This is a genomic window from Pseudomonas sp. S44 (assembly GCF_016624805.1).
Lineage (GTDB): Bacteria > Pseudomonadota > Gammaproteobacteria > Pseudomonadales > Pseudomonadaceae > Aquipseudomonas > Aquipseudomonas machongensis.
Window position 1 is genome coordinate 43791 of the sequence record NZ_JACVTY010000018.1, and the last position, 25592, is coordinate 69382.

The window sequence follows — 25592 nt, forward strand, 5'->3', positions numbered from 1 at the left end:
GTGAAAAAACGCACAACGGCTGCGCAAAATCTCGTGTTTCCACCGCGAAATTAATCAATAAGATGGGTAGGGACAAGAATAATAATCAGGCGCGAGGTTTCACATGCCATCTGCCGATTCTGTCTTCGACTACGTGGTCGTAGGGGCCGGTCCCGCCGGATGCCTGCTGGCCAATCGATTGTCTGCAGACCCTGCCTGCCGCGTCCTGCTGCTCGAGGCAGGCGGGCGCGACAACTACCCCTGGATTCACGTCCCCGTCGGTTACCTCTACTGCATCGGCAATCCCCGCACCGACTGGTGCTTCAAGACCGAAGCCCAGCCTGGGCTGGACGGTCGCAGCCTCGGTTATCCGCGAGGGAAGGTGCTGGGCGGTTGTTCCTCCATCAACGGCATGATCTACATGCGTGGCCAGGCTGCGGACTATGACCGCTGGGCCGAGCAAGGCAACGACGGCTGGAGCTGGAACGATGTACTGCCGTTGTTCAAGGCCAGTGAAAGCCACTTCGCTGGCGCCAGCGAGAGCCATGGAGCCGACGGCGAATGGCGGGTCGAGCAGCAGCGCTACAGCTGGCCGATCCTCGACGCCTTCCGCGATGCTGCCGAACAGAGCGGTATCGGTAAGGTCGGTGACTTCAATACCGGCGACAACCAAGGCTGTGGATACTTTCAGGTCAACCAGCGCAGTGGTGTGCGCTGGAATGCCTCGAAGGCTTTCTTGCGGCCCGTCCAGTCTCGCCCGAACCTCACTGTGCTCACCGATGTTCAGGTTGACCAGGTCGTGCTCGACAACGCCCGCGCCACTGCTGTGAAGGCGCGCTGGCAAGGGGCCTGGCATGAGTTTCGTGCCCGGCGCGAGATTGTCCTGTGCGCAGGCGCCGTCGGTTCGCCTGGCATTCTGCAGCGTTCGGGCATCGGCCCGCGCAAGCTGCTCGAAGACCTGGGGATAACGGTGCGTCACGAATTGCCAGGCGTGGGCGGAAACTTGCAGGACCACCTGCAATTGCGCTTGATTTACCAGATCCAGAACACCCGCACGCTCAACCAGATGGCCAACAGTCTGTGGGGCAAGCTGGGCATGGGCCTGCGCTATCTCTACGACCGCAGCGGGCCGCTGGCCATGGCGCCGAGCCAGTTGGGCGCATTCGTGCGATCGAGCCCGGAGCAGGCCACCGCCAACCTGCAGTATCACGTGCAGCCGTTGTCGCTCGAGCGTTTCGGCGAGCCGTTGCACCGCTTCCCTGCCTTCACGGCTTCGGTGTGCAACCTGCGCCCAGCCAGCCGCGGGCGTATCGACATCCGCTCGGCAGACATGAATGCAGCGCCGCTGATCGACCCCAACTACCTCAGCGACCCACAGGACCTGCAGGTCGCCGCCGATGCGATTCGTATCACCCGGCGCATCGTCCAGGCCCCTGCCCTGGCCGCGTTCGATCCCAAGGAATACCTGCCGGGCCCTTCGTTGCAGACCGAGCAACAACTGCACGAGGCCGCCGGCAAGATCGGCACCACCATCTTCCACCCGGTCGGCACCTGCCGCATGGGCAATGGGCCGCTGGACGTTGTGGATAACCAGCTGCGCGTCCATGGCATACCTGGCCTGCGCATCGCCGATGCCTCAATCATGCCGCAGATCGTCTCCGGCAATACCTGTTCACCCACATTGATGATCGCCGAGAAGGCGGCACAACTGATTCTCAAGGGGGCCCCAAGCCACAGTAACCTCAGCGACACCAGCGCGATACCGACGCCCTGACCGGGTGCGTGCAACACCGGCAGCTTGCGGTCGATGGCTGCCGACAGTGGAACAAGAAAAATAATCACTGTGGCCTGCGGGCCGAGGACAGCAACGATGTCGGATTACATCCAAGAGCAGGGCGCGGCAGCCACCAGCGGCAGCCGGCGTGAGGAACGCAAGATCATTTTCGCGTCATCCCTCGGGACGGTGTTCGAGTGGTATGACTTCTTTCTCTATGGCGCGCTGGCGGCGGTGATCAGCAAGCAGTTCTTTGCCGGGGTCAACGACACCACCGCTTTCATCTTTGCCTTGATGGCCTTTGCCGCAGGCTTCCTTGTGCGGCCTTTCGGTGCCTTGGTATTCGGGCGCCTGGGCGACATGATCGGGCGCAAGTACACCTTCCTGGTGACCATCGTGCTGATGGGCCTGTCGACCTTCGCGGTCGGCCTGTTGCCTACCTACGCCAGCATCGGCATCGCCGCACCGATCATCCTGGTGATCCTGCGCATGCTCCAAGGCCTGGCCCTGGGCGGCGAATACGGCGGTGCGGCCACTTACGTGGCCGAGCATGCCCCGCCTGGCAAGCGCGGGTTCCACACCGGCTTCATTCAGTCCACTGCCACCCTCGGCTTGCTGCTGTCACTGATTGTTGTGCTGGGCAGCCGTTACATCAGTGGCGACCAGTTCGAGACCTGGGGCTGGCGCCTGCCGTTCCTGCTGTCGATCGTGCTGCTGGGTATCTCCACCTGGATTCGCATGAGCATGCACGAGTCGCCAGCCTTCGTGAAAATGAAGGCCCAGGGCAAGATCAGCAAGTCGCCGATCCGCGAGTCGTTCACCTCCTGGCCCAACCTCAAGGTGGTGCTCACCGCGCTGTTCAGCATCAACGCCGGCCAGGCCGTGACCTTCTACACCGCACAGTTCTACGTGCTGTTCTTCATGACCCAGATGCTCAAGATGGACCCGGCCCAGGCCAATACCCTGCTGATCATCAGCGTGGTGATCGGTGCGCCGTTCTTCGTGTTCTTTGGTTGGCTGTCGGACCGTGTGGGACGCAAGCCGATCCTGATGATCGGCCTGCTGCTGGCGACCGTGTGCTACTTCCCGATGTTCAAGGCGCTCAGCCACTATGCCAATCCGCAGATCGACGCCGCCAGCCGGCAGTCGCCGATCGTGGTCAGTGCCGACCCGCAAGGCTGCACCTTCCAGTTCGACCCGGTGGGCAAGGCACGCTTCGACAGCCCCTGCGACAAGGTCAAGACGTTCCTGGTCAAGCAGGGCCTGCCCTACAGCTCGGTTGCCGCAACGGGCAGCGATGTTTCGGTGAGCATTGGCGACAAGACCATCAACGGTTTCGATGAAGTCGCGATGCGCACGGCTATCGAGCAGGCGGGCTATCCAGCCAAGGCCGACCCTGCCCATGTGAACCAGGTGATGGTGGTGGTGCTGATCGTGGCGATGATCCTGATCGCGACCATGACCTACGGACCACTGGCAGCGGTAATGGTCGAGCTGTTCCCCACACGCATCCGCTACACCTCGATGTCGCTGCCCTATCACATCGGCAACGGCTGGTTCGGTGGCTTCCTGCCGACGGTGTCGTTCGCGCTGGTGGTGTACACCGGAGATATCTTCTATGGGCTGTGGTACCCGGTATTGATCACCGGCATCAGCCTGGTGGTGGGGATCTTCTGCCTTAAAGAGACCAAGGATGTGGACATCGACAAGGTGTAGCAGCGGGTTGACCCGCGACGCAGACACCTCCGTTGCCCAGGCATGAAAAAACCGGCGTAAAAGCCGGTTTTTTTATGCCTCGAAAAAACTTATGCACGATTTTCGAAAAAACGTCATACAGAGAAATAAATAGCTAATTCAATAGCTTATCTACGATCCGAAAGCATTAATCCAAAAATTGCTAACACGTTATCCACAGATCGTCAGGCGATTGGCTCGGTGACGTTTTCTTCTGATGGTGGCAACGACCCCATGGTCCGCTGCGTCGCTTCGTTCCACGCCTGAGCGCGATCGTTGAGTTCGGCGATGGCACGTGGCCCGGTGCCGTTGGCATACATTGCCTCGCCAATCACCACCTCAATGGTGCCCGAACGCTTGCCCCAGCCAGCCTTTGGCCAGAACTTGCCAGCGTTGTGGGCGATCGGCAGCACCGGCAGGCCGGCGTTCACCGCCAGGGCGGTACCGCCGCGGGAGAACTTGCCGACCTGACCATAGGGCACGCGGGTACCCTCGGGAAAAATCAGCACCCAGACGCCCTGCTTGAGCAATTCGTCGCCCTTGCTCGCCACGTGGCGCAGGGCTTCCTTGGGGTTGTTGCGGTCGATGGCAATCGGCCGAAGCATCGCCATTGCCCAGCCGAAGAACGGCACGTACAACAGCTCACGCTTGAGCACCTGGCTCAGTGGCGAGAAGTACGCCGAGAGGAAGAAAGTCTCCCAGGTGCTCTGGTGGTTGGACAGGATCACGCAGGGCTCTTTGGGTACGTTCTCGGCACCGGTGATCTTGTAGTCGATGCCCAGGATGGTGCGGCTCAGGAACACCGCGCAGCGGCACCAGTACACGTTGATGAATTTGTAGCGCTTGGGAAATGGCAGGAAAGGCGCGACAAAGAAGCTCAGTGAGCACCACAGCAGCGAACTGGTGCCCAACAGCAGGTAAAAAAGAAAGATTCTGATCGCCTGCAGGATCGACATAGTGGCATGTACCGTTGCGGGGCGCGCCCGCCTGAGGAAGTGCGCCGAACAGGCGCACTCTTTAAATAAGTTCTCTGGCGATGGCTGCCAGATCGTCGAAAATCAAGGTGTTTTCAGGGATGCCCTTTTTCAGGGTCTTCTCCCCTTTGCCGGTTTTCACCAGCACGGGTTGTGCTCCGACGGCCAGGGCGGCCTCCAGGTCACCTGTGCTGTCGCCGACGAACCATACACCGCGCAGGTCGACTTGGTAATACTCGGCGATTGCCCGCAGCATGCCGGGCTTGGGCTTGCGGCACTCGCAGCCTTCGTCCGGCCCATGCGGGCAATAGACGATATGCCCGACCTCGCCACCCTGCTCGGCGACCAGATCGCGCAGACGCGCGTGCATGGCTTCGAGCGTGGACAGCGGGTAGTAGCCGCGGGCAATGCCGGACTGGTTGGTGGCCACGGCCACCGTCCAGCCCGCCTTGCTCAACTGCGCAATGGCCTCGATCGAGCCGGGAATGGGGATCCACTCTTCCAGCGACTTGATGTAGGCGTCGGAGTCGTGATTGATCACTCCGTCTCGATCGAGAATCAGCAGTTTCAAGGCTTACCCCAGCAGCGAGATGTCGGCCACGCCCAGGAACAGACCGCGCAGGCGGCTGAGCAGGGCATAACGGTTGGCGCGTACCTTGGCGTCTTCGGCGTTCACCATGACTGCCTCGAAGAAAGCGTCGACCGGATCGCGCAGGGCTGCCAGGCGTGCCAGCGATTCGCTGTACTGGCGTGCGGCAGCCATTGGCTGCACGGCCTGGTCGGCCTGCTGGATCGCCGAGTACAGGGAGAACTCGTTGGCATTGTCGAAGTACTTCGGCTCGACCTGGTCGGCGATGGCGCCTTCGGCCTTGCTCAGCAGGTTCGAAACACGCTTGTTCACCGCCGCCAGGGCCTCGGCTTCCGGCAGCTTGCGGAAGGCCTGCACGGCCTGCACGCGCTGATCGAAGTCCAGGGCCGAAGCCGGCTTCAGGGCACGTACCGACAGGTAGGTGGCCACGTCGACGCCTTCGTCTTCATAGCGTGCACGCAGGCGATCGAAGATGAACTCCAGCACCTGGTCAGCCAGGCCTGCAGCCTTGACCTTGGCGCCGTACTGCTTGACCGCGAACTCGACCGCAGCGGTCAGGTCCAGGTCCAGCTGCTTCTCGATCAGGATGCGCAGCACGCCGAGGGCGGCGCGGCGCAGTGCGTAGGGGTCCTTGCTGCCGGTCGGCAGCATGCCGATGCCGAAGATGCCGACCAGGGTGTCGAGCTTGTCGGCGATGGCCACGGCGGCGCCGGTGAGGGTTTCCGGCAACTCAGCGCCAGCACCGCGCGGCATGTACTGCTCGTTCAGTGCCAGGGCGACGTCTTGTGGCTCGCCATCGTTGACGGCGTAGTAGTAGCCAGCGATGCCCTGCATTTCAGGGAATTCGCCGACCATTTCGGTGGCCAGGTCGCATTTGGACAGCAGGCCGGCGCGGCCGGCGTTGGCTGCACTGCCGCCGATGAACGGGGCAATGTAGGCGGCCAGCCTGGAGACACGCTCGGCCTTGTCGAACACCGTACCCAGCTGGGCCTGGAACACCACGTTCTTCAGGCGTTCGTTGAAGGTTTCCAGAGGCTGCTTCTTGTCTTGCTTGAAGAAGAACTCGGCGTCGGTCAGGCGCGGACGCACGACCTTCTCGTTACCCTCGACGATCTGCTTCGGATCGCGGCTCTCGACGTTGGCCACGGTGATGAAGCGCGGCAGCAACTTGCCTTCGCTGTCGAGCAGGCAGAAGTACTTCTGGTTGTCCTGCATGGTGGTGATCAGGGCTTCCTGTGGCACTTCCAGGAAGCGCTCCTCGAACGAGCACACCAGCGGCACCGGCCATTCGACCAGCGCGGTCACTTCATCCAGCAGCGCCGGCGGCACGATGGCGCTGCCTTCCTGCTGCAGGGCCAGCTCTGCGGTGCGCTTGGCGATCAGCTCGCGGCGCTCGGCGAAGTCGGCCAGTACATGGGCCTTGCGCAGGTCTTCGACGTAGTTGGCCGGGGTGGTGATCAGCACGTTTTCCGGGTGGTGGAAGCGGTGTCCACGCGATTCGCGGCCGGCCTTCTGCGAGAGGATGGTGCAGTCGACCACCTGGTCGCCCAGCAGCATCACCAGCCACTGGGTGGGGCGCACGAACTCTTCACGGCTGGCGGCCCAGCGCATGCGCTTGGGGATCGGCAGGTCGTTGAGCGAGTCTTCGACGATGGTTGGCAGCAGGCTGACGGTGGCCTTGCCCGGAATGTGCTGGGAGAAACGCAGCTTGGCGCCGCTCTGGTCGATGTCCGACAGCTCCACGCCACACTTCTTGGCGAAGCCCAGTGCGGCCTGGGTCGGGTTGCCATCGGCGTCGAAGGCGGCCTGGCGGGGCGGGCCGTCGATGTTGATGCTGCGATCAGGCTGCTGCACGTCCAGTTGGCGGATCAGCACGGCCAGGCGACGCGGTGCGGCATAGACCGACTTGCCGGTGTAGTTCAGGCCAGCGGCCTGCAGGCCTTTCTCGATGCCGGCCAGGAATGCATCGCCCAGCGAGGCCAGGGCTTTGGGGGGCAGCTCTTCGGTGCCCAGTTCAACCAGGAAATCTTGCGCACTCATTGTGCAGCCTCCAGCTTGGCCAGTACTTCATCACGCAGTTCGGGGGTGGCCATCGGGAAGCCCAGGCGTGCGCGGGCTTGCAGATAGCTTTGCGCCACGTCGCGGGCCAGGGTGCGCACGCGCAGGATGTAGCGCTGGCGCTCGGTCACCGAGATGGCGCGGCGGGCGTCGAGCAGGTTGAAGGTGTGCGAAGCCTTCAGGACCATTTCGTAGGTCGGCAGCGGCAGGTCCAGCTTGATCAGGCGGTTGGCTTCGCTTTCGTAGAAGTCGAACAGCTCGAACAGTTTCTCGACGTTGGCGTGCTCGAAGTTGTAGGTCGACTGCTCCACTTCGTTCTGGTGGAACACATCGCCATAGGTGACCTTGCCGAACGGGCCGTCGGCCCAGACCAGGTCGTACACCGAATCGACACCCTGGATATACATGGCCAGACGCTCCAGGCCATAGGTGATCTCGCCGGTGACCGGGTAGCACTCGATACCGCCAACCTGCTGGAAGTAGGTGAACTGGGTCACTTCCATCCCGTTCAGCCAGATTTCCCAACCCAGGCCCCACGCACCCAGGGTCGGCGATTCCCAGTTGTCTTCGACGAAGCGGATGTCGTGGACCAGCGGGTCCAGGCCGATGGCTTTCAGCGAACCCAGGTACAGCTCCTGGAAGTTGGCCGGGTTCGGCTTGAGCACCACCTGGAACTGATAGTAGTGCTGCAGGCGGTTGGGGTTTTCGCCATACCGTCCGTCGGCAGGGCGACGGCTAGGCTGCACGTAGGCAGCGTTCCAGGTCTCCGGGCCGACGGCGCGCAGGAAGGTGGCGGTGTGGAAAGTGCCGGCGCCTACTTCCATATCGTAGGGCTGAAGTACCACACAACCTTGCTCGGCCCAGTAGTTCTGCAGGGCGAGGATCAGGTCTTGGAAGGTACGCACGGCTGGCGTAGGCTGGCTCACGAAATTCACCTGTATCTGGGGATGCGGATGTAAAGAGCGGGAGTATAACCCGATTCGCCTCGCCCTCTACGTAATTGGAGCCTTATGCCACGCTGCTTTTGGTGTACCGACGATCCCTTGTATCAGGCCTACCATGACCAGGAATGGGGAACCCCGCAGCGCGACCCGGCGTTGCTCTTCGAGATGCTTTTGCTCGAAGGGTTCCAGGCGGGTCTTTCGTGGATCACCGTGCTGAAGAAACGCGAGCGCTATCGCCAGGTGCTGCAAGGCTTCGACCCGGTGCAACTGGCCGAGATGAGCGACGAGCGCATAGAAGAGCTGATGCTCGATCCCGGCATCATCCGCAACCGCCTCAAGCTCAATGCCGTGCGCCGCAACGCGCGCGCCTGGCTGGCGCTGGAAAACCCCGGCGAGTGGCTGTGGTCGTTCGTCGGCGGCGAGCCGAAGATCAACCATTACCAGGGGCGCGCCGATATCCCGGCGATCACCGACGAAGCCAAGGCGATGAGCAAGGCCCTGCAGAAAAAAGGCTTCACCTTCGTCGGTCCGACCATTTGCTACGCCTTCATGCAGGCCACCGGCATGGTCATGGACCACACCACCGATTGCGATCGCTACGCCGCGCTGGTGCGCTGAGGCGTTACAATGCGCGCCTTGCAGAAATAAGGAATTGGCCTGTGGAAAAGTTCAAGGGCGCCCTGATGGTCGGGGTGCTGCGCCTGTTCGCCAAACTGCCCTGGGGCGCGGTGCAGCGCGTCGGTGCCGGTATCGGCTGGCTGATGTGGAAAATCCCCAACGGGTCGCGCAACGTGGTGCGGATCAACCTCGCCAAGTGCTTCCCCGAGATGAACCCTGCCGAGCGTGAGCAGTTGGTGGGGCGTGCGTTGAAGGATATCGGCAAGTCTTTCGTCGAAAGCGCCTGGGCCTGGATTCGCCCGCCTCAGCAGTCGCTGGAGCTGGTCAAGGAAGTGCACGGCCTGGAAGTGCTCGAGCAAGCCCTGGCCACTGGCAAAGGGGTGGTCGGCATCACCAGCCACCTGGGCAACTGGGAGGTGCTCAACCACTTCTATTGCAACCAGTGCAAGCCGATCATCTTCTACCGTCCGCCCAAGCTGAAGGCGGTGGATGACCTGCTGCGCGAGCAGCGCGTGCAGATGGGCAACCGCGTGGCGCCTTCGACCAAGGAAGGCATTCTCAGCGTGATCAAGGAAGTGCGTCGCGGCGGGCAGGTGGGCATTCCTGCCGACCCTGAGCCGGCCGAGTCGGCGGGAGTGTTCGTGCCCTTCCTAGGCACCCAGGCGCTGACCAGCAAGTTCGTGCCCAACATGCTCGCTGGCGGCAAGGCGGTGGGTGTGTTCCTGCATGCCCTGCGTCTGCCGGATGGCTCCGGCTTCAAGGTGTTCCTTGAGGCGGCGCCCGAAGAGATGTACAGCGCGGATGTGGCTGTGGCTGCAGCGGCCATGAGCCGTGTGGTCGAGCGCTATGTGCGCGAGTATCCGAGCCAGTACATGTGGAGCATGAAGCGCTTCAAGAAGCGCCCGGCCGGCGAGCCGCGCTGGTACTGAGTTATCCACACTCTGTAGGAGCGGGCTTGTCCCGCGATCGGGCGCGAAGCGGCCGTAAAACCAGACGCCGAGATCTATCAGGAAAATCTCGGTTGCCGAGGTTGCGGCCGCTTCGCGCCCGATCGCGGGACAAGTCGCAGCGGCGAACCGCCGCTCCTACAAGGACCGCGGCGTCTGTCAGGCTTTGTTCAGCTTTTTCAGGAACACCGTCATTTCTTTCTCGGCCTGCTTGTCGCCATGTGTCTGCGCCGCGACGATCCCCTCTTCCCAGGCCTTACGCGCCGCAGCGATATCGCCTTCAAGCTGATACGCCTTGCCCAGCAGCTTCCACGCAGCCGAGTATTTCGGATCCTGCTGCACACAACTGGCCAGGTGCACCGCGGCTTCGGCGCCCTTGCCTTCATCCAGCCAGGCCTTGCCCAGGCCAAACCTCAGCAGCGGGTTATCCACACCCTTGGCCAGCATCTTTTCCAGCGATTCGCGCATGCCTTCTTCTCCTAGAAGAAACTCAAGCCGACGTGGAACAGCTTCTCCACATCGCGAATGTGCTTTTTATCCACAACGAACAGGATCACATGGTCACCCGCCTCGATCACCGTGTCGTCGTGGGCGATCAGCACCCCCTCGTCGCGTATGATCGCGCCGATGGTGGTGCCAGGTGGCAAGGCGATGTCTTCGATGGCCTTGCCGATCACCTTGCTCGATTTCGAATCGCCATGGGCGACTGCCTCGATGGCTTCCGCTGCACCGCGCCGCAGCGAGTGCACGCTGACGATATCGCCACGGCGTACATGGGCCAGCAGCGTGCCGATGGTCGCCAACTGCGGGCTGATGGCGATGTCGATATCGCCGCCCTGCACCAGGTCGACGTAGGCCGGGTTGTTGATCAGTGTCATCACCTTGCGTGCACCCAGGCGCTTGGCCAGCAGCGACGACATGATGTTGGCCTCGTCGTCGTTGGTCAGGGCCAGGAAGATATCGGCTTCGGCGATGTTTTCTTCGAGCATCAGGTCTTTGTCCGATGCGCTGCCCTGCAGCACCACGGTGCTTTCGAGGTTATCCGAAAGATGCCGGCAGCGTGCCGGGCTCATCTCGATGATCTTCACCTGGTAGCGGCTTTCGATGGCTTCGGCCAGGCGCTCGCCGATCTGCCCGCCGCCGGCGATGACCACCCGCTTGTTGGTCTCGTCGATACGCCGCAGCTCGCCCATCACAGCACGGATGTCTTTCTTCGCGGCGATGAAGAACACTTCGTCGTCAGCCTCGATCACCGTGTCGCCATGGGGCTTGATCGGCCGGTCGCGGCGGAAGATCGCGGCCACGCGGGTATCGACATTGGGCATGTGCGCGCGGATCTGGCGCAGTTGCTGACCTACCAGCGGGCCGCCGTAGTAGGCCTTGACTGCCACCAATTGGGCTTTGCCCTCGGCGAAGTCGATCACCTGCAGGGCGCCGGGGTGTTCGATCAGGCGCTTGATGTAGTTGGTCACCACCTGCTCGGGGCTGATCAGCACGTCCACCGGAATGTGGTCGTTGTCGAACAGCTCCTCGCGGCTGAGGTAGGACGATTCGCGCACCCGGGCGATCTTGGTCGGGGTGTGGAACAGCGAATAGGCCACCTGGCAGGCGACCATGTTGGTCTCGTCGCTGTTGGTCACCGCCACCAGCATGTCGGCGTCATCGGCGCCGGCCTGGCGCAGTACCGTGGGCAGCGAGGCGCGGCCCTGCACGGTGCGGATGTCGAGGCGGTCGCCCAGGTCACGCAAGCGCTCGCCATCGGTGTCGACCACCGTGATGTCGTTGGCTTCGCTCGCCAGGTGTTCTGCCAGCGTACCGCCTACCTGGCCTGCGCCGAGGATGATGATCTTCATCCGCTACTCCCTACCTTTCGTTCTTATCCGCGCGAGGCGGCGATCTTGATCAGCTTGGCATAGTAGAAGCCGTCGTGGCCGCCTTCCTGGGCCAGTAGCTGGCGGCCGTGGGGCTGGCGCAGACCGGCCTCGGTTGCCAGGTCGAGCTCACGGGCACCGGGGGTGCGGGCGAGGAAGGCGTCGATCACTTCGGTGTTCTCGGTCGGCAGGCTCGAGCAGGTGGCGTAGAGCAGCATGCCGCCGACTTCGAGTGTCGGCCACAGCGCATCGAGCAGCCCACCCTGCAGTGCGGCCAGGGCCGGGATGTCCTCGGCCTGACGGGTCAGCTTGATGTCCGGGTGGCGGCGGATCACGCCGGTCGCCGAGCATGGGGCGTCGAGCAGGATGCGCTGGAACGGCTTGCCGTCCCACCAACTGGCGGTATCGCGAGCATCACAGGCGATCAGCTCGGCATCGAGCTTCAGCCGGTCGAGGTTCTCGCGTACCCGCGCCAGGCGCTTGGCCTCCAGGTCGATGGCGACCATCTGCGCCAGGCCCGGCTCGGCTTCGAGCAGGTGGCAGGTCTTGCCGCCAGGGGCGCAGCAGGCATCGAGCACGCGTTGGCCGGGGGCCAGTTCCAGCAGGTCGGCCGACAGTTGTGCGGCTTCGTCCTGCACGCTGATCCAGCCGTCGGCGAAGCCCGGCAGGCCGCGCACGTCGCAGGCCTCGGCCAGCACGATGCCGTCACGGCTGAACGGGCAGGCGCTGGCGCCGATGCCAGCCTCGGCCAGCAGCGCCAGATACGCATCACGGCTGTGATGACGGCGGTTGACCCGCAGGATCATCGGCGGGTGGGCGTTATTGGCGGCGCAGATGGCTTCCCATTGCTCCGGCCAGAACGCCTTGAGCGACTTCTGCAGCCAGCGCGGGTGGGCGGTGCGGACCACGGGGTCGCGCTCCATGCCGGCGAGCAGTTCCTCGCCCTCGCGTTGGGCGCGGCGCAGCACGGCGTTGAGCAGGCCCTTGGCCCAGGGCTTCTTGAGCTTGTCGGCGCAGCCGACGGTTTCGCCGATGGCGGCGTGGGCCGGAATACGTGTGTAGAACAGCTGGTACAGGCCGACCAGCAGCAGCGCCTGTACATCGGCGTCGGCGGCCTTGAACGGCTTTTGCAGCAGTTGTGCGGCAAGCAAGTCCAGGCGCGGCTGCCAGCGGGCGGTGCCAAAGGCCAGGTCCTGGGTCAGGCCGCGGTCGCGCTCCTCGACCTTGTCCAGTTGCGCGGGCAGCGAGCTGTTGAGCGAGGCCTTGCCGCTGAGCACGGCGGCCAGGGCGCGGGCGGCGGCCAGGCGTGGGTTCATTGGCCGAGCACCTTGCCGCTTGCGAACTTCTCGCGGCGGCTGTTGAACAGGTCGCTGAAGGCCAGGGCCTTGCCACCGGGCAGTTGCAGGCGGGTCAGGCTCAGGGCGCCGTCAGCGCAGGCGACCACCAGGCCGTCCTTGCTGGCACTGAGGATCTCGCCTGGCTCACCTTTGCCTGTGGACAAGTTCGCGCCCAGCACCTTCACGGTTTCGCCGTCGAGGGTGCTGTGGCACACCGGCCAGGGGTTGAAGGCGCGGATCAGGCGTTCCAGCTCCACGGCCGGGCGGCTCCAGTCCAGACGCGCCTCATCCTTGTTCAGCTTGTGTGCATAGGTGGCCAGGGCGTCGTCCTGCACCTGGCCCTGCAGGCTGCCGTCGGCAAGGCCGGCGATGGCTTGCACCACAGCGCCAGGGCCTAGCTGGGCGAGGCGGTCGTGCAGGCTGCCGCCGGTGTCGTCGGCGCTGATCGGTGTGGTGACCTTGAGCAGCATGGGGCCGGTGTCCAGGCCCGCTTCCATGCGCATCACGGTTACGCCGCTCTCGGCATCACCGGCCTCGACGGCGCGCTGGATCGGCGCCGCACCGCGCCACCGTGGCAGCAGCGAGGCGTGGCTGTTGATGCAGCCAAGGCGCGGGATATCCAGCACCGCCTGCGGCAGGATCAGGCCGTAGGCGACCACCACCATCAGGTCCGGTTTCAGTGCGGCGAGTTCAGCCTGCGCGTCGGCATTGCGCAGGGTCTGTGGCTGGTACACCGGTATGTCATGGGCCAATGCGAGGGCTTTGACCGCGCTCGGCATGAGCTTCTGGCCCCGGCCGGCGGGACGGTCGGGCTGGGTGTAGACAGCCACGATTTCGTAAGGGCTGTCGAGCAGGGCCTTGAGGTGTTCGGCGGCAAACTCTGGGGTGCCTGCGAAGACGATGCGCATGGAGTTCTCGCTTCAAAAAAGAAAAAGGCTTGCCGGAGCAAGCCTTCTGGAAGGTGGGGATCAGGCTTGCTGGCGGTGCTGCTTTTCCAGCTTCTTCTTGATCCGGTCGCGTTTGAGCTGAGACAGGTAGTCGACGAACAGCTTGCCGTTGAGGTGATCGAACTCGTGCTGCACGCACACCGCCAGCAGGCCTTCGGCCTCGAGCTCGTAGGGCTTGCCGTCGCGATCCTGGGCCTTGACCCGCACGCGCAGCGGGCGGTCGACGTTCTCGTAGAAGCCTGGCACCGACAGGCAGCCTTCCTGGTACTGCCCCATGTCGTGGGTCAGCTCTTCGACGCTGGGGTTGATGAACACTCGCGGTTCGCTGCGATCTTCGGAAAGATCCATCACCACGACCTGCTTGTGCACGTTGACCTGGGTCGCGGCCAGGCCGATGCCGGGCGCTTCGTACATGGTTTCAAACATGTCGTCGATCAGCTGCTGCAGGGCGTCGTCGAACTCCGTTACCGGTTTGGCGAGGGTGCGCAGGCGCGGGTCGGGGAATTCGAGGATGTTCAAGATGGCCATAGGGTCAGGCAGTCACTGTGCGTTTGGTTGAAAACTGAGCACACATAATAAAGGGAAATGGAGCATTCGGCACCTGTGAAGCTTGGCTAGGGTCTCTATGGGCTTGATAGCTGCCGTTTTGATCGACAGCTTTTCAAAGTGTTACTCACAAAGTTATCCACAGGATGTGCCGCTTCATTGGCCTCCTGCCGATCAAGGACGATCCACCATGAACCCATCCCGCTCGTCGCCTTGCACTCCGGCGGAACTGGAGGCGCGGCTGCGTCTGCATCGCCTTCCCGATATTGGCTTGCGTCGTTTCCATACCCTCATCGAAGCATTCGGCAGCGCCTCTTCGGCACTCAGCGCCCCGGCCAGCGCGTGGCGTGCTCTAGGCCTGAAGGCTTCCAGTATAGACGCCCGGCGCAGTGCGCAAGTACGCGATGGCGCATTGGCTGCAATGGCCTGGCTAGAGCGTCCGGGCCAGTGTTTATTGATGTGGGACGGCCCTGGATACCCGGCATTGCTGGCCGAGATAGACGATCCGCCGCCTTTGCTTTTCGTGGCCGGCGACCCTGCCCTGCTCGAACGGCCGCAGTTGGCGATCGTGGGCAGCAGGCGTGCTTCACCCCCGGCGCTGGATACGGCCGGTGCGTTTTCCCGTTGCCTGGCTCAGGCCGGGTTCACCATCACCAGCGGCTTGGCACTGGGTATCGACGGCGCCGCTCATCGGGCTGCGTTGAACGCTGGCGGCCACACGATCGGGGTGCTCGGCACAGGGTTGCAAAAACTTTATCCACAGCGCCATCGCGACTTGGCACGGGCCATGATCGACAGCGGCAGCGCGCTGGTTTCGGAGTACCCGCTGGACGCCGGACCACTGGCCGGTAACTTCCCGCGGCGCAACCGGATCATCAGCGGCCTGTCGCTCGGCGTGCTGGTCGTGGAGGCCAGCCTCGCCAGCGGCTCGTTGATCACGGCCCGGCTGGCAGCCGAACAGGGACGGGAGGTGTACGCGATTCCCGGCTCCATTCACCACCCGGGCGCCAAGGGCTGCCATCAACTGATTCGCGATGGTGCGCTGCTGGTGGAGAGTGTCGGGCAGATCCTCGACAGCCTGCGCGGTTGGCAGAACCTGCCTCCCGCGTCTGTGGAGAAACCGGGCCATCCACTGCTGGCGCTGCTGCATGCCGCTCCGCAGACCAGCGAGGGCCTGGCCCACAGCAGCGGGCTGCCATTGGCCCAGGTACTGGCCAGTCTGACCGAGCTCGAACTCGAAGGACGGGTCAGCAGCGAAGCCGGACGTTGGTTTGCCCGTTCCGCCTAAGTACACTGCGCATCAGGCTTAAAGCGGAGAGACAGCAATGGTGAGCAGTTGGCGTGTGCAACAAGCCGCGCGTGAGGTGAAGGCGGGTGCGGTGATCGCCTATCCAACGGAAGCGGTCTGGGGCCTGGGCTGCGACCCGTGGAACGAAGATGCGGTGTACCGCCTGTTGGCGCTCAAGTCACGCCCTGTGGATAAAGGCCTGATCCTGGTCGCCGACAACATCCGTCAGTTCGACTTCCTGTTCGAGGATTTCCCCCAGGACTGGATCGACCGCATGGGCAGCACCTGGCCGGGCCCGAACACCTGGCTGGTGCCGCACCAGGACCTGTTGCCCGAATGGGTGACCGGCCAGCACGATACGGTGGCGCTGCGCGTCAGCGATCATCCGCAGGTGCGCGAGCTGTGCGCGCTGGTGGGGCCGCTGATCTCCACCTCCGCCAACCCTGCCGGGCGGCCGGCGGCCAAGAGCCGGTTGCGGGTGGAACAGTATTTCCACAACGAGCTGGACCTGGTGCTCGGCGGCGCGCTGGGCGGACGCAGGAATCCGAGTGTGATTCGCGACCTGGTCACGGGCGAAGTAGTGCGGCCGGGGTGATTGTTCGACACTTGTAGGAGCGGGCTTGCCCGCGAAAAGGCCACCGCAGTGCATGGCACCGGCTCTGCCGGTGTTCGCGGCGATTCGGCGCCCCGAACAAGCCCGCTCCTACAAGGGAGAGAGGCGCCGCTCATCAGGGTTTTCTGATTCTTATCCTCAAGACTGCACATTTCTGATTTAGGGAAATATCCTACGCGGCCTATCGATCGCCATTACCTTCTCAGTGGGAACGTCTACCTCTAGGCTCCAGACCGTCGCCGAACAACTTGGCGATCGGGTGTGGTAACCCGGGAAAACTGAGAAAGACAATGCCGTCATGGCGGCTGTACGCGGGAGGCCTTCGGGCCTACCGGGGTCTTTGTCTTTTCTCCTCCGGCTTACCACCCCGTGTACAGCTGCCACCCTCATTCGTGTGGTAACGAGTGTTGTGTCAGCAAATATCGAGCGAGAAATGACATGACCGATAAGCTGATTCCTGATCCACCACTCCCCAAAACCACCACCCACCCCTTCGGCCGCTGCGATGCCGGCCATCTCCCGCTCTTCACCGTCAACCCCGACATCGACCCCCACGACGCCTTGGTCCACGTCGCGCTCTACCTGCGCTGTGCCTACGACACTGGCATCAAAGCCATTGACCACCTGAGCGACAGCGGTCGGGGCATGTTCTGGTCGAGCCTGCATGCCATCGAGCTGGCAGAGGGCCTGGTCGAAGCGATGCTGGATGGGATCGAGTCTGCGGGTAGCCCTAAAGCCTGATGACTTGAGCGGAGCCCTCGGTGTGAGCGGGCTTGTCGGGGGCGACGAACCGCCGGGTGGCATCCACCGTGGTGTGCTTTTCGCGGGCAAGCCCGCTCCTACAGGAACCGCACGGCACGCATGAACGGCGCTGAACCTGTAGGAGCGGGCTTGTCCCGCGATGGGGTCCTCAGGGCAACAGCACCGTCGACCCCACCGTCTGGCGCGCCGACAACGCTTCCTGTGCCTTCGCCGCCTCGCTCAACGGATAGCGCTGCTGGATATCCACCACCAGCTTGCCACTGGCAATCATTGCGAACAGGTCATCGGCCATGGCCTGGGTGTTCTCGGCGTTATTGGCGTAGCTGGCCAGGGTCGGCCTGGTCACGTACAGCGAGCCCTTCTGCGACAGAATTCCCAGGTTCACGCCACTCACCGCGCCGGAGGCATTGCCGAAGCTCACCATCAAGCCACGCGGGCGCAGGCAGTCGAGCGAAGTCAGCCAGGTGTCGGCACCCACGCCGTCATACACCACCGCGCACTTCTTGCCTTCGGTCAGCTCCAGCACCCGCTTGGCCACGTCTTCATGGCTGTAGTCGATGGTCGCCCAGGCCCCCAGCGCCTTGGCGCGTTCGGCTTTTTCGGGCGAGCTGACAGTGCCGATCAGCTTGGCGCCCAAGGCCTTGGCCCATTGGCAAGCCAGCGAGCCGACGCCACCTGCTGCGGCGTGGAACAGAATGAAGTCGCCGGGCTGCACCGCGTAGGTCTGCTTGAGCAGGTACTGGGTGGTCAGGCCCTTGAGCATCACGGCCGCAGCCTGCTCGAAGCTGATGCTGTCAGGCAGCTTCACCAGGTTCGCTTCCGGCAGGGTGTGGTATTCGCCATAGGCGCCCAGCGGCCCGCCGCCGTAGCCGACGCGGTCGCCGACCTTCAAGCGGGTGACGCCCTCGCCCACCGCATCGACTACACCCGCACCTTCGGTGCCCAGGCCTGAAGGCAGTGATGGCGGCGCGTAGAGCCCGCCACGGAAATAGGTATCGATGAAGTTCAGACCGATCGCATGGTTGCGCACGCGCACCTGCTGCGGGCCGGGCGGTGTCGGTTCGAAGTCCACGAGCTGCAGGACTTCCGGGCCGCCATGCTGGCTGAACTGAATACGCTTGGCCATCACACACTCCTGTTGTCGTCATCGCAAAGGCCCTCTATCGGACGCCTTTGCTTGACTGCCGTCAACTGCGGCGCGGCGCTGGCCGGTGGTATGCTACGCGGCGAATTCCTCCCTGCCCTTCCCAGGTGACCCGATGACCAGCCGCACCGAGGCCGTGAAGGCCTATCTGCTCGACCTGCAAGACCGCATCTGCGCCGCCCTCGAAACCGAGGACGGCGGCGCCCGCTTCGTCGAGGACGCCTGGATTCGCGATGCTGGCGGCGGTGGTCGCACCCGGGTGATCGGCGAGGGCAAGCTGATCGAGAAAGGCGGGGTCAACTTCTCCCACGTGTTCGGCGCAGGCTTGCCGCCGTCGGCCAGCGCGCACCGTCCGGAGCTGGCCGGGCGTGGCTTCGAGGCGCTGGGCGTGTCGCTGGTGATCCATCCGTACAACCCGCATGTGCCGACGTCCCACGCCAACGTGCGGTTCTTCATCGCCGAGAAAGAGGGCGAAGAGGCGGTGTGGTGGTTCGGCGGCGGCTTCGACCTGACCCCGTACTACGGCAACGAGGAAGACTGCATCCACTGGCACCGCGTCGCCGAACAGGCCTGTGCCCCCTTCGGCGCCGACGTGTACCCGCGCTACAAGGCCTGGTGCGACCGCTACTTCCACCTCAAGCACCGCGGCGAACCCCGTGGCATTGGCGGGCTGTTCTTCGATGACCTGAACGAGTGGGATTTCGACACCTGCTTCGCCTTCATCCGTGCCATCGGCGATGCCTACATCGAGGCCTACCTGCCGATCGTGCAGCGGCGCAAGAACACCCCCTACACCGCGCAGCAGCGCGAATTCCAGGAATATCGCCGTGGGCGCTATGTCGAGTTCAACCTGGTCTACGACCGCGGTACGCTGTTCGGCCTGCAATCCGGCGGACGTACCGAATCCATCCTCATGTCGTTGCCGCCGCAGGTTCGCTGGGGCTACGACTGGAAGGCCACCCCTGGCAGCGAGGAAGCGCGCCTGACCGAGTACTTCCTGCAGGACCGCGACTGGCTCGGCCAGTAAATCTGTGGATAACCGAGGATTTCTCATGGACCAGTACGTCGTTTTCGGTAACCCCATCGGCCACAGCAAGTCGCCGCTGATCCACCGCCTGTTCGCCGAGCAGACCGGCCAGGATCTGGAATACAGCACCCTGCTGGCGCCGCTGGACGAGTTCAGCGACTGCGCCCGCGGCTTCTTCAAGCAGGGCAGCGGCGCCAACGTGACCGTGCCGTTCAAGGAAGAGGCGTACCGCCTGTGCGACAGCCTCACGCCACGGGCGCAACGCGCGGGCGCGGTCAACACGCTGACCTTGTTGGCCGATGGCACGCTGCAGGGCGACAACACCGATGGCGCAGGCCTGGTGCGCGACCTGACGGTGAATGCCGGGGTCACGCTGGCGGGCAAGCGCATCCTGATTCTCGGCGCAGGTGGTGCGGTGCGTGGCGTGCTGGAGCCGATCCTGGCGCATAAGCCGCAATCGCTGGTGATCGCCAATCGTACGGTGGAAAAGGCCGAGCAGCTGGCGCGCGAGTTCGATGAACTCGGGCCGGTGGTCGCCAGCGGTTTTGCCTGGCTGCAGGAGCCGGTGGACGTGATCATCAACGCCACCTCGGCGAGCCTTTCGGGGGAGTTGCCGCCGATCGCCGAGAGTCTGGTCGAGGCCGGTCGCACCGTGTGCTACGACATGATGTATGGCAAGGAGTCGACGCCGTTCTGCCAGTGGGCGACGAAGCTTGGGGCGGCGAAAGTGCTGGATGGGCTGGGAATGCTCGCCGAGCAGGCGGCCGAGGCGTTTTACGTCTGGCGCGGGGTTCGGCCTGACACCGGGCCGGTGCTGGATGAATTGCGGAGGCAGTTGGCGCGGGGGTAGAGATTACTCCTCGAACCTGATCGGACACCCGTCGATCCCCTCCAGCTTCTGCAACTCCTCCACCACCTGGGGCCTGGCCCGATGCAGGGTCAGGCTGCCGCCATTGCGCATCAGCCGCCGCGCCTCGCGGTGCAACATATCCACACCCGAATAGTCGATGAAGTTGATCTGCCGCGCGTCGATCACCACATGTGGCCCTTGGCAGCGCTGCAGGCGTACCTGCAGATAATGCGCGGCACCGAAGAAGATCGAGCCACCGACCCGCAGCACGTCCGCCTCCCCTTCACGGCTCTGCTGCACCCGTGGCCGCGAGGTGCGCTTGAGGTAGAAGAACAGCGACGCCAGCACTCCCGCGTAGATCGCCGTCTGCAACTCCAGTAACAGGGTTGCCGCCGCGGTCAGCGCCATCACCAGGAACTCTGAACGACTGACGCGGAACAGCGCGCGAATCGCCTTGTGATCCACCAGTCCCCAACAAATCAGCAGGATGCTGCCGGCCATCGCCGGGATCGGCAGGTGAGCGATGAGCCCGGCACCGGCCACGGCGAACAGCGCCACCCACAGCGCCGAGAACACCCCGGCCATAGGGGAGCGGGCGCCCGCCTCGAAGCTCAGCCCGGAGCGGGTGAACGAACCAGACGACAGATAACCCGAGAAAAACGCCCCGACCATGTTGGAAACACCCTGGGCGCGAATCTCCTGGTCGGCGTCGATCAGTTGTTCGGAACGGGCTGACAACGAGCGGGCGATCGACAGGCTGGTGACCAGCCCGAGCATGCCCACCGCCACGGCGCTGGGCAGCAGGCGCAGGATCAGGTCCAGATCGAGCAACGGCAGCGGGCTCAGGGGCGGCAGATGGCCGCTGAATGCGGGAACGCGGGGCACGTGAGCGAAGTATCCGGGCAGCAGCCACGCCACCAGGCTCACCAGTACCAGGCTTATCAACAGCGCCGGCCAGCGCGGGCGCAGGAGCTTGATGGCGATGCCGATCAGCAAGGTGGCCAGGCCCAGCCCCAGCGAGGGCAGGTCCACTTCGCGGGCATGGGCGAACAGGTCCTGGGCCGTCTTGAGTGCCGTGGCCTGGCTGGGCAAGTCGATGCCCATCAGGTTCGGCAACTGGCCAAGGGCAATGACAATGGCGGCGCCCAGGGTGAAGCCGAGCACCACTGAATGGGAGACGAAGTTGACCAGCGTGCCGAAGCGCAGCAGCCCGAGCAGCAGCTGGAACACCCCGCCAAGAAAGGTCAGCAGCAGGACGAGGGTCACGTAGTCGCTGCTGCCGGCCACGGCCAGCGGGCTGACACTGGCGTAGAGGACGATGGAGATAGCGGCGGTGGGACCGCAGATCAGGTGCCACGACGACCCCCACAGGCAGGCGATCAGTACCGGCACGATGGCCGCATACAGGCCGTACTCGGCGGGCAGGCCGGCAATCAACGCATAGGCGATGGACTGCGGCAGGGCGAGAATCGCGCCGCTCAGACCCACCAGCAGGTCCTGGCGCAGGCTGCGGCGCGATTGCCGGGGAAGCCAGGTCAGGAAGGGCAGCAACTGGGTCAGGCGGGGCATGGGTTATTCACAATCCTGAGTTTTGCCCCTTCCTGGAGCGGATTCATACCCACCGCGGCAGCGGGCAATCAGAGTTTGGCCTTGACGGCCTCCAGTGCATCACCGCCAGCCTTGCTGCTCACGCCGGCGAGCCACGCCTCCAGGACTTGTGGATGCGCCTTCACCCACGCCTTGGCTGCCTGGTCGAAACTGACCTTCTTGTCCACGACCTCGGCCATGATGGCGTTCTCCATATCCAGGGTAAATGCCAGGTTGCCCAGCAGTTTCGCGGCATTCGGGCAGGCCTGTGGATAACCGTTGCGCACCAGGGTGAACACCTCGCCCTTGCTGCCGAACCATTTCTCGCCACCGGTGAGGTAGTGCATCTTCAGCTTCACGTTCATCGGGTGCGGTGTCCAGCCGAGGAAGGTGATGAACTGGTTCTTCTTCACGGCGCGGTCGACCTGCGCCAGCATCGCCTGCTCGCTGGACTCGATCAGCTTCCACTGCCCGAGGTTGAACTCATTCTTGTCGATGATTTCCTTGAGCGACAGGTTGGCCGGCGCGCCGGAGCCGATGCCGTAGAGTTTCTTGTCGAACTGCTCGGCGTGTTTCTGCAGGTCGGCGAAGTCCTTGATGCCGGCATTCCACACGTAGTCGGGCACTGCCAGGGTGAACTCGGTGCCTTCGAGGTTGCGCGACAATTGTTTCACGTCGCCGGTGGCGATGAATTTGTCATGAAAGCCCTGCTGCGCGGGCATCCAGTTGCCGAGGAAGGCATCCACGCGGCCGTCTTTCAGGCCGCCATAGATGATCGGTACAGCAAGGCTGTCGATCTTCACCTGGTAGCCCAGGCTTTCGAACAGCAGGCGGGTGATGGCGTTGGTGGAAGCGATATCGCTCCAACCGGGGTCAGCCAGTTTGACGGTGCTGCATTGCGTGTCGCTGTCGGCCGCTTGGGCGGTCAGGGCGCTCAGGCCCAGGGCCAGGGCGATCACGGCGGTGGAGAACTTCTGCATGGCGGCCTCTCTTCTCAATCCATGGGTGCGGGCTGTGGATAACGTGCCTTGCGCTCGAGGTCATCGAGATCGATATGGTTGCGCATGTACTGTTGGCTGGCGTCGACCAAGGGTTGGTGATCCCAGCTTTTCAGCTTGCCGATGGCCAGGGCCTCGGCCACCAGACGGCGGCGGCGTTGGCTGGCCAGCACCTGCTGGCGCAGGCTGGAAACGTCCCAGCGTTGCCTGGCTTCATCGACAAATGCCTGCAGCAAGCCCTGGTGGTCCGGGCTGCCGGTGAGGTTCTCCCGCTCGTGCGGGTCGCGGCTCAGGTCGTAGAGTAGGCACGGGTCGTCTTCGCTGTACACGAACTTGTACGCGCCACGCCGAATCATCATCAGCGGCCCGACCGTACCCTCGGCCATGTATTCGCCAATCACCTCATCGTGCCCGCCCTGCCCTTGCAAGTGGCCGAGCAGCGAGCGGCCGTCCAGGTGCAGGCTGTTATCCACAGCCCCGCCTGCCAGCTCGACCAGGGTCGGCAGCAGGTCACAGGTGGACACGCTGGCACTGACCCGCGCCGCGGCGAAACGCTTGGGCGCATGGACCAGCAGCGGCACCCGCGCCGACATCTCGAACCAGTGCATCTTGTACCAGAGCCCGCGCTCGCCAAGCATGTCGCCATGGTCGCCGGAGAACACGATCAGCGTGTCGTCGGCCAGGCCGCAATCCTCGAGGGTCTGCAGCAGCTTGCCGATGTTGTCGTCGATGTAGCTGCAGGCGCCGAAGTAGGCGCGGCGCGCGTCGCGGATCTTGTCCACAGGCAGCGGCTTGTTCCACAGGTCATAGACCTTTAGCAGGCGCTGCGAGTGAGGGTCTTGCTGGTCCTGGGCGATTTCGTCGCGTGGCAGGGGGATATCCACAGACTCGTAGAGATCCCAGTAGCGCCGGGGGATGGTGTAGGGGTCGTGCGGGTGGGTCATCGAGACGGTCAGGCAGAACGGGCGACCGTCATCCTCGCGAACGTGGTCGTACAGGTACTGCTGCGCCTTGAACACTACTTCCTCGTCGAAATCCAGCTGGTTGGTGCGCACGCACGGCCCGGCCTGCAGCACCGAGGACATGTTGTGGTACCAGCTCGGGCGCACCTCGGGGGCGTCCCAGTTCACCGCCCAGCCGAAATCGGCGGGATAGATGTCGCTGGTCAGGCGCTCTTCATAGCCGTGCAACTGGTCAGGGCCGCAGAAGTGCATCTTGCCCGACAGCGCGGTGCGGTAGCCGAGGCGGCGCAGGTAGTGGGCGTACGTGGGGATGTCGGCGGGAAAGTCGGCGGCGTTGTCATAGGCGCCGATACGGCTGGGCAACTGGCCGCTGACCAGTGTGAAGCGCGACGGCGCGCACAGCGGGCTGTTGCAGTAGGCCGAATCGAAGACCACTGCCTGTTCGGCGAGGCGGGCGAGGTTGGGCATCCTGATCGGCGAGGGGTTGTAGATCGGCAGCATGGGCGCGGCCATCTGGTCGGCCATGATGAACAGGATATTGGGTTGCTTCATGGGGTGCCCTTCCATCGTCGAACGTTATGTGAATTGCTTGCGATCGAGGATGCGACTGTGGATAACATGGGTAAAGCCCATGGCGGGCAATGACTGGGATTAGCTGAGCTTATGTTTGAGCACCTTGCGGGCATGTCACTGGAAAGCTTGCGTGTGTTCGAGGCGGCGGCGCGTCTGCGCGGTTTTACGGCGGCGGCACTGGAGCTGGGCACCACTCAGCCGGCTGTGAGCCAGCAGGTCAAGCGGCTCGAGGCGCAGTTGGGCACGCGCCTGTTCGACCGGATCTACCGGGGTATCGCGCTGACGGATGCGGGCCAGTCGCTGTTCGAGCAGGTCCACCAGGGTTTGCAGGCGATGGATGAAGGCATTGCCGAGGCCAGCGGTCGCGGGCAGCGCGAGGTGTTGCAGGTGGCCACCGACTTCGCCTTTGCCGCCTTCTGGCTGATGCCCCGGCTGCAGCGTTTTCACGAGGCTTATCCACAGGTGGACGTGAGCCTGGTGACCGGCGAGCGCAGCCAGGGGATGCTGCGGCCCGATATCGATGTGGCCGTGCTGTTTGGCGACGGGCGCTTTCATCAGGGCGAAAGCCGCTGGTTGTTCGATGAAGAGGTCTTTCCGGTTTGCAGCCCTCGGCTGACTGATGGCAAACCCTTGTCAGCCGTGGCTTTGCAACGCTTGCCGTTGTTGCATTTGCGCGGTGAGCAGGCCAGCCGCTGGTTCGATTGGGCCGGAGTGTTTCGTGGCTTTGGCCTGGCCAGCCCGCCGCCACCGGGGCAGCTGCGGTTCGACAACTACACCCTGCTGATCCAGGCGGCAATCGCCGGGCAAGGTGTCGGGATTGGCTGGGGGCATCTGGTCGATGGGCTGGTCGAGCAGGGATTGCTGTGCCGGCCGGTGGAAGGGAGTCTGCGTTCGTCGCGTGGGTATTACGTGGTGTTGCCCCCGCGCAAGCGGCGTGGGGCGTTGATCGAACGGTTCGTGGAGTGGCTGGAGCGCGAGCGAGGGACTCAGTGATGCCGTCACGGAGCAGGCCCGCGACGAGGCCCTCCGGCGTATAGTCCTACCCGCAACCCCCCGCATTTCAGGAGCTATCGTGCAAAGGATCAAGGGCTACCATGCCCACGTGTACTACGACGCCTCGACCCAGGAACAAGCCCGGCAACTGTGCGAAGAGGCGGCTCGGCTGTTCCCCGTGACCATGGGCCGCATGCACCAGAAACCGGTCGGCCCGCACCCGGACTGGAGTTGCCAACTGGCCTTCGGGCCGGAGGTGGTGGGTGTGGTGTTGCCGTGGCTGGCGCTGTATCGCAGGGGCTTGGTGGTGTTTTTGCATCCACTGACCGGCGATGAGCTGGCGGACCATCGCGATCATGCGATCTGGATGGGGGCGATCAGGCCATTGGACCTGTCGATCTTCAAGCAATAGCGGTGGTCGATTCGCCGGTAAACCCGCTCCCACAGGGTTCGGTGTCATTCCTGTGGGAGCGGGTT

The 25592-nt window shown here is 63.8% G+C and carries 24 protein-coding genes; 11 read left to right on the top strand and 13 right to left on the bottom strand.

Going from position 1 to position 25592, the window contains the following annotated elements; translation table 11 throughout:
• The first annotated feature begins 103 nt into the window (after positions 1–103).
• Together IAE40_RS15070 and IAE40_RS15075 are read left to right on the top strand one after the other, a co-directional pair.
• Positions 104–1753: a GMC family oxidoreductase gene (locus tag IAE40_RS15070; protein ID WP_200603467.1), complete on the top strand. Its 1650-nt coding sequence runs from the start codon at positions 104–106 to the stop codon at positions 1751–1753.
• Positions 1754–1849: 96 nt separating this feature from the next.
• Positions 1850–3469, top strand: coding sequence for an MFS transporter (locus IAE40_RS15075; protein ID WP_063541928.1), 1620 nt, complete (start codon positions 1850–1852; stop codon positions 3467–3469).
• 203 nt (positions 3470–3672) lie between these two features.
• On the opposite strand, the gene IAE40_RS15080 is transcribed toward IAE40_RS15075, so the two are convergent.
• From IAE40_RS15080 to glyQ, 4 genes are all read right to left on the bottom strand, one after another.
• Complete coding sequence (locus IAE40_RS15080) at positions 3673–4443, bottom strand: lysophospholipid acyltransferase family protein (protein ID WP_197891766.1); 771 nt, start codon at positions 4441–4443, stop codon at positions 3673–3675.
• A gap of 61 nt (positions 4444–4504) precedes the next feature.
• On the bottom strand, positions 4505–5032 hold the full coding sequence (gene gmhB / locus IAE40_RS15085; protein ID WP_153774305.1) for a D-glycero-beta-D-manno-heptose 1,7-bisphosphate 7-phosphatase: 528 nt from the start codon (positions 5030–5032) through the stop codon (positions 4505–4507).
• Positions 5033–5035: 3 nt separating this feature from the next.
• A complete protein-coding gene (glyS, locus tag IAE40_RS15090; protein WP_197891767.1) occupies positions 5036–7090 on the bottom strand; it encodes a glycine--tRNA ligase subunit beta in 2055 nt (684 codons plus the stop codon).
• Positions 7087–8034, bottom strand: a complete 948-nt coding sequence (gene glyQ / locus IAE40_RS15095) for a glycine--tRNA ligase subunit alpha (protein ID WP_025337182.1) — start codon at positions 8032–8034, stop codon at positions 7087–7089. The genes glyS and glyQ overlap by 4 nt, the downstream gene beginning before the upstream one ends.
• Before the next feature lie 84 nt (positions 8035–8118).
• On the opposite strand from glyQ, the gene IAE40_RS15100 reads away from it, so the two are divergent.
• Positions 8119–8670, top strand: a complete 552-nt coding sequence (locus IAE40_RS15100; RefSeq protein ID WP_054893031.1) for a DNA-3-methyladenine glycosylase I — start codon at positions 8119–8121, stop codon at positions 8668–8670.
• 41 nt (positions 8671–8711) lie between these two features.
• Positions 8712–9599, top strand: a complete 888-nt coding sequence (locus tag IAE40_RS15105; RefSeq protein WP_054893032.1) for a lysophospholipid acyltransferase — start codon at positions 8712–8714, stop codon at positions 9597–9599.
• A gap of 177 nt (positions 9600–9776) precedes the next feature.
• On the opposite strand, the gene IAE40_RS15110 is transcribed toward IAE40_RS15105, so the two are convergent.
• The 5 genes from IAE40_RS15110 to def are packed head-to-tail and all read right to left on the bottom strand — an operon-like array spanning position 9777 to position 14300.
• Positions 9777–10085 (bottom strand): tetratricopeptide repeat protein, encoded by a 309-nt coding sequence (locus IAE40_RS15110; RefSeq protein ID WP_153774303.1) that lies wholly within the window; start codon positions 10083–10085, stop codon positions 9777–9779.
• A gap of 11 nt (positions 10086–10096) precedes the next feature.
• Positions 10097–11470 carry a Trk system potassium transporter TrkA gene (gene trkA, locus IAE40_RS15115; protein WP_054893034.1) on the bottom strand — a complete coding sequence of 458 codons (1374 nt, stop codon included), beginning with the start codon at positions 11468–11470 and terminating at the stop codon, positions 10097–10099.
• A 23-nt stretch (positions 11471–11493) separates the two neighbouring features.
• A complete protein-coding gene (gene rsmB, locus IAE40_RS15120; RefSeq protein WP_153774302.1) occupies positions 11494–12804 on the bottom strand; it encodes a 16S rRNA (cytosine(967)-C(5))-methyltransferase RsmB in 1311 nt (436 codons plus the stop codon).
• Positions 12801–13733: a methionyl-tRNA formyltransferase gene (fmt, locus tag IAE40_RS15125; RefSeq protein ID WP_200603468.1), complete on the bottom strand. Its 933-nt coding sequence runs from the start codon at positions 13731–13733 to the stop codon at positions 12801–12803. The genes rsmB and fmt overlap by 4 nt, the downstream gene beginning before the upstream one ends.
• A gap of 60 nt (positions 13734–13793) precedes the next feature.
• The gene (gene def / locus IAE40_RS15130; protein WP_054893037.1) at positions 13794–14300 is read right to left on the bottom strand and encodes a peptide deformylase; all 507 of its coding nucleotides are present in this window, start codon (positions 14298–14300) and stop codon (positions 13794–13796) included.
• A gap of 208 nt (positions 14301–14508) precedes the next feature.
• Here def and dprA point away from each other — a divergent pair, with 208 nt between their 5' ends.
• The 3 genes from dprA (at position 14509) to IAE40_RS15145 (ending at position 16960) form a co-directional block, all read left to right on the top strand.
• Entirely contained in the window at positions 14509–15606 is a 1098-nt protein-coding gene (dprA, locus tag IAE40_RS15135) for a DNA-processing protein DprA (protein WP_151925884.1), read from the top strand.
• 37 nt (positions 15607–15643) lie between these two features.
• Positions 15644–16201 (top strand): L-threonylcarbamoyladenylate synthase, encoded by a 558-nt coding sequence (locus tag IAE40_RS15140; protein WP_197891771.1) that lies wholly within the window; start codon positions 15644–15646, stop codon positions 16199–16201.
• 456 nt (positions 16202–16657) lie between these two features.
• A complete protein-coding gene (locus tag IAE40_RS15145) occupies positions 16658–16960 on the top strand; it encodes a DUF6124 family protein (protein WP_200603469.1) in 303 nt (100 codons plus the stop codon).
• 169 nt (positions 16961–17129) lie between these two features.
• On the opposite strand, the gene IAE40_RS15150 is transcribed toward IAE40_RS15145, so the two are convergent.
• Entirely contained in the window at positions 17130–18107 is a 978-nt protein-coding gene (locus IAE40_RS15150; protein WP_063541948.1) for an NADPH:quinone reductase, read from the bottom strand.
• A gap of 133 nt (positions 18108–18240) precedes the next feature.
• Here IAE40_RS15150 and hemF point away from each other — a divergent pair, with 133 nt between their 5' ends.
• Both hemF and aroE read left to right on the top strand, forming a co-directional pair.
• The gene (gene hemF / locus IAE40_RS15155) at positions 18241–19152 is read left to right on the top strand and encodes an oxygen-dependent coproporphyrinogen oxidase (protein ID WP_200603470.1); all 912 of its coding nucleotides are present in this window, start codon (positions 18241–18243) and stop codon (positions 19150–19152) included.
• Positions 19153–19177: 25 nt separating this feature from the next.
• Positions 19178–20002, top strand: coding sequence for a shikimate dehydrogenase (gene aroE, locus IAE40_RS15160; protein WP_197891775.1), 825 nt, complete (start codon positions 19178–19180; stop codon positions 20000–20002).
• Positions 20003–20005: 3 nt separating this feature from the next.
• Here the strand turns inward: aroE and IAE40_RS15165 are convergent, their stop codons facing one another.
• From IAE40_RS15165 to betC, 3 genes are all read right to left on the bottom strand, one after another.
• Complete coding sequence (locus IAE40_RS15165; RefSeq protein ID WP_197891777.1) at positions 20006–21571, bottom strand: SulP family inorganic anion transporter; 1566 nt, start codon at positions 21569–21571, stop codon at positions 20006–20008.
• Positions 21572–21639: 68 nt separating this feature from the next.
• Positions 21640–22569, bottom strand: coding sequence for a choline ABC transporter substrate-binding protein (gene choX / locus IAE40_RS15170; protein WP_153774294.1), 930 nt, complete (start codon positions 22567–22569; stop codon positions 21640–21642).
• A gap of 14 nt (positions 22570–22583) precedes the next feature.
• Positions 22584–24101 carry a choline-sulfatase gene (gene betC / locus IAE40_RS15175; RefSeq protein WP_200603471.1) on the bottom strand — a complete coding sequence of 506 codons (1518 nt, stop codon included), beginning with the start codon at positions 24099–24101 and terminating at the stop codon, positions 22584–22586.
• A 111-nt stretch (positions 24102–24212) separates the two neighbouring features.
• On the opposite strand from betC, the gene IAE40_RS15180 reads away from it, so the two are divergent.
• Both IAE40_RS15180 and IAE40_RS15185 read left to right on the top strand, forming a co-directional pair.
• Positions 24213–25115 carry a choline sulfate utilization transcriptional regulator gene (locus tag IAE40_RS15180; RefSeq protein ID WP_063541956.1) on the top strand — a complete coding sequence of 301 codons (903 nt, stop codon included), beginning with the start codon at positions 24213–24215 and terminating at the stop codon, positions 25113–25115.
• A gap of 79 nt (positions 25116–25194) precedes the next feature.
• Positions 25195–25527 (top strand): DOPA 4,5-dioxygenase family protein, encoded by a 333-nt coding sequence (locus tag IAE40_RS15185; protein ID WP_054893397.1) that lies wholly within the window; start codon positions 25195–25197, stop codon positions 25525–25527.
• Positions 25528–25592 lie beyond the last annotated feature (65 nt).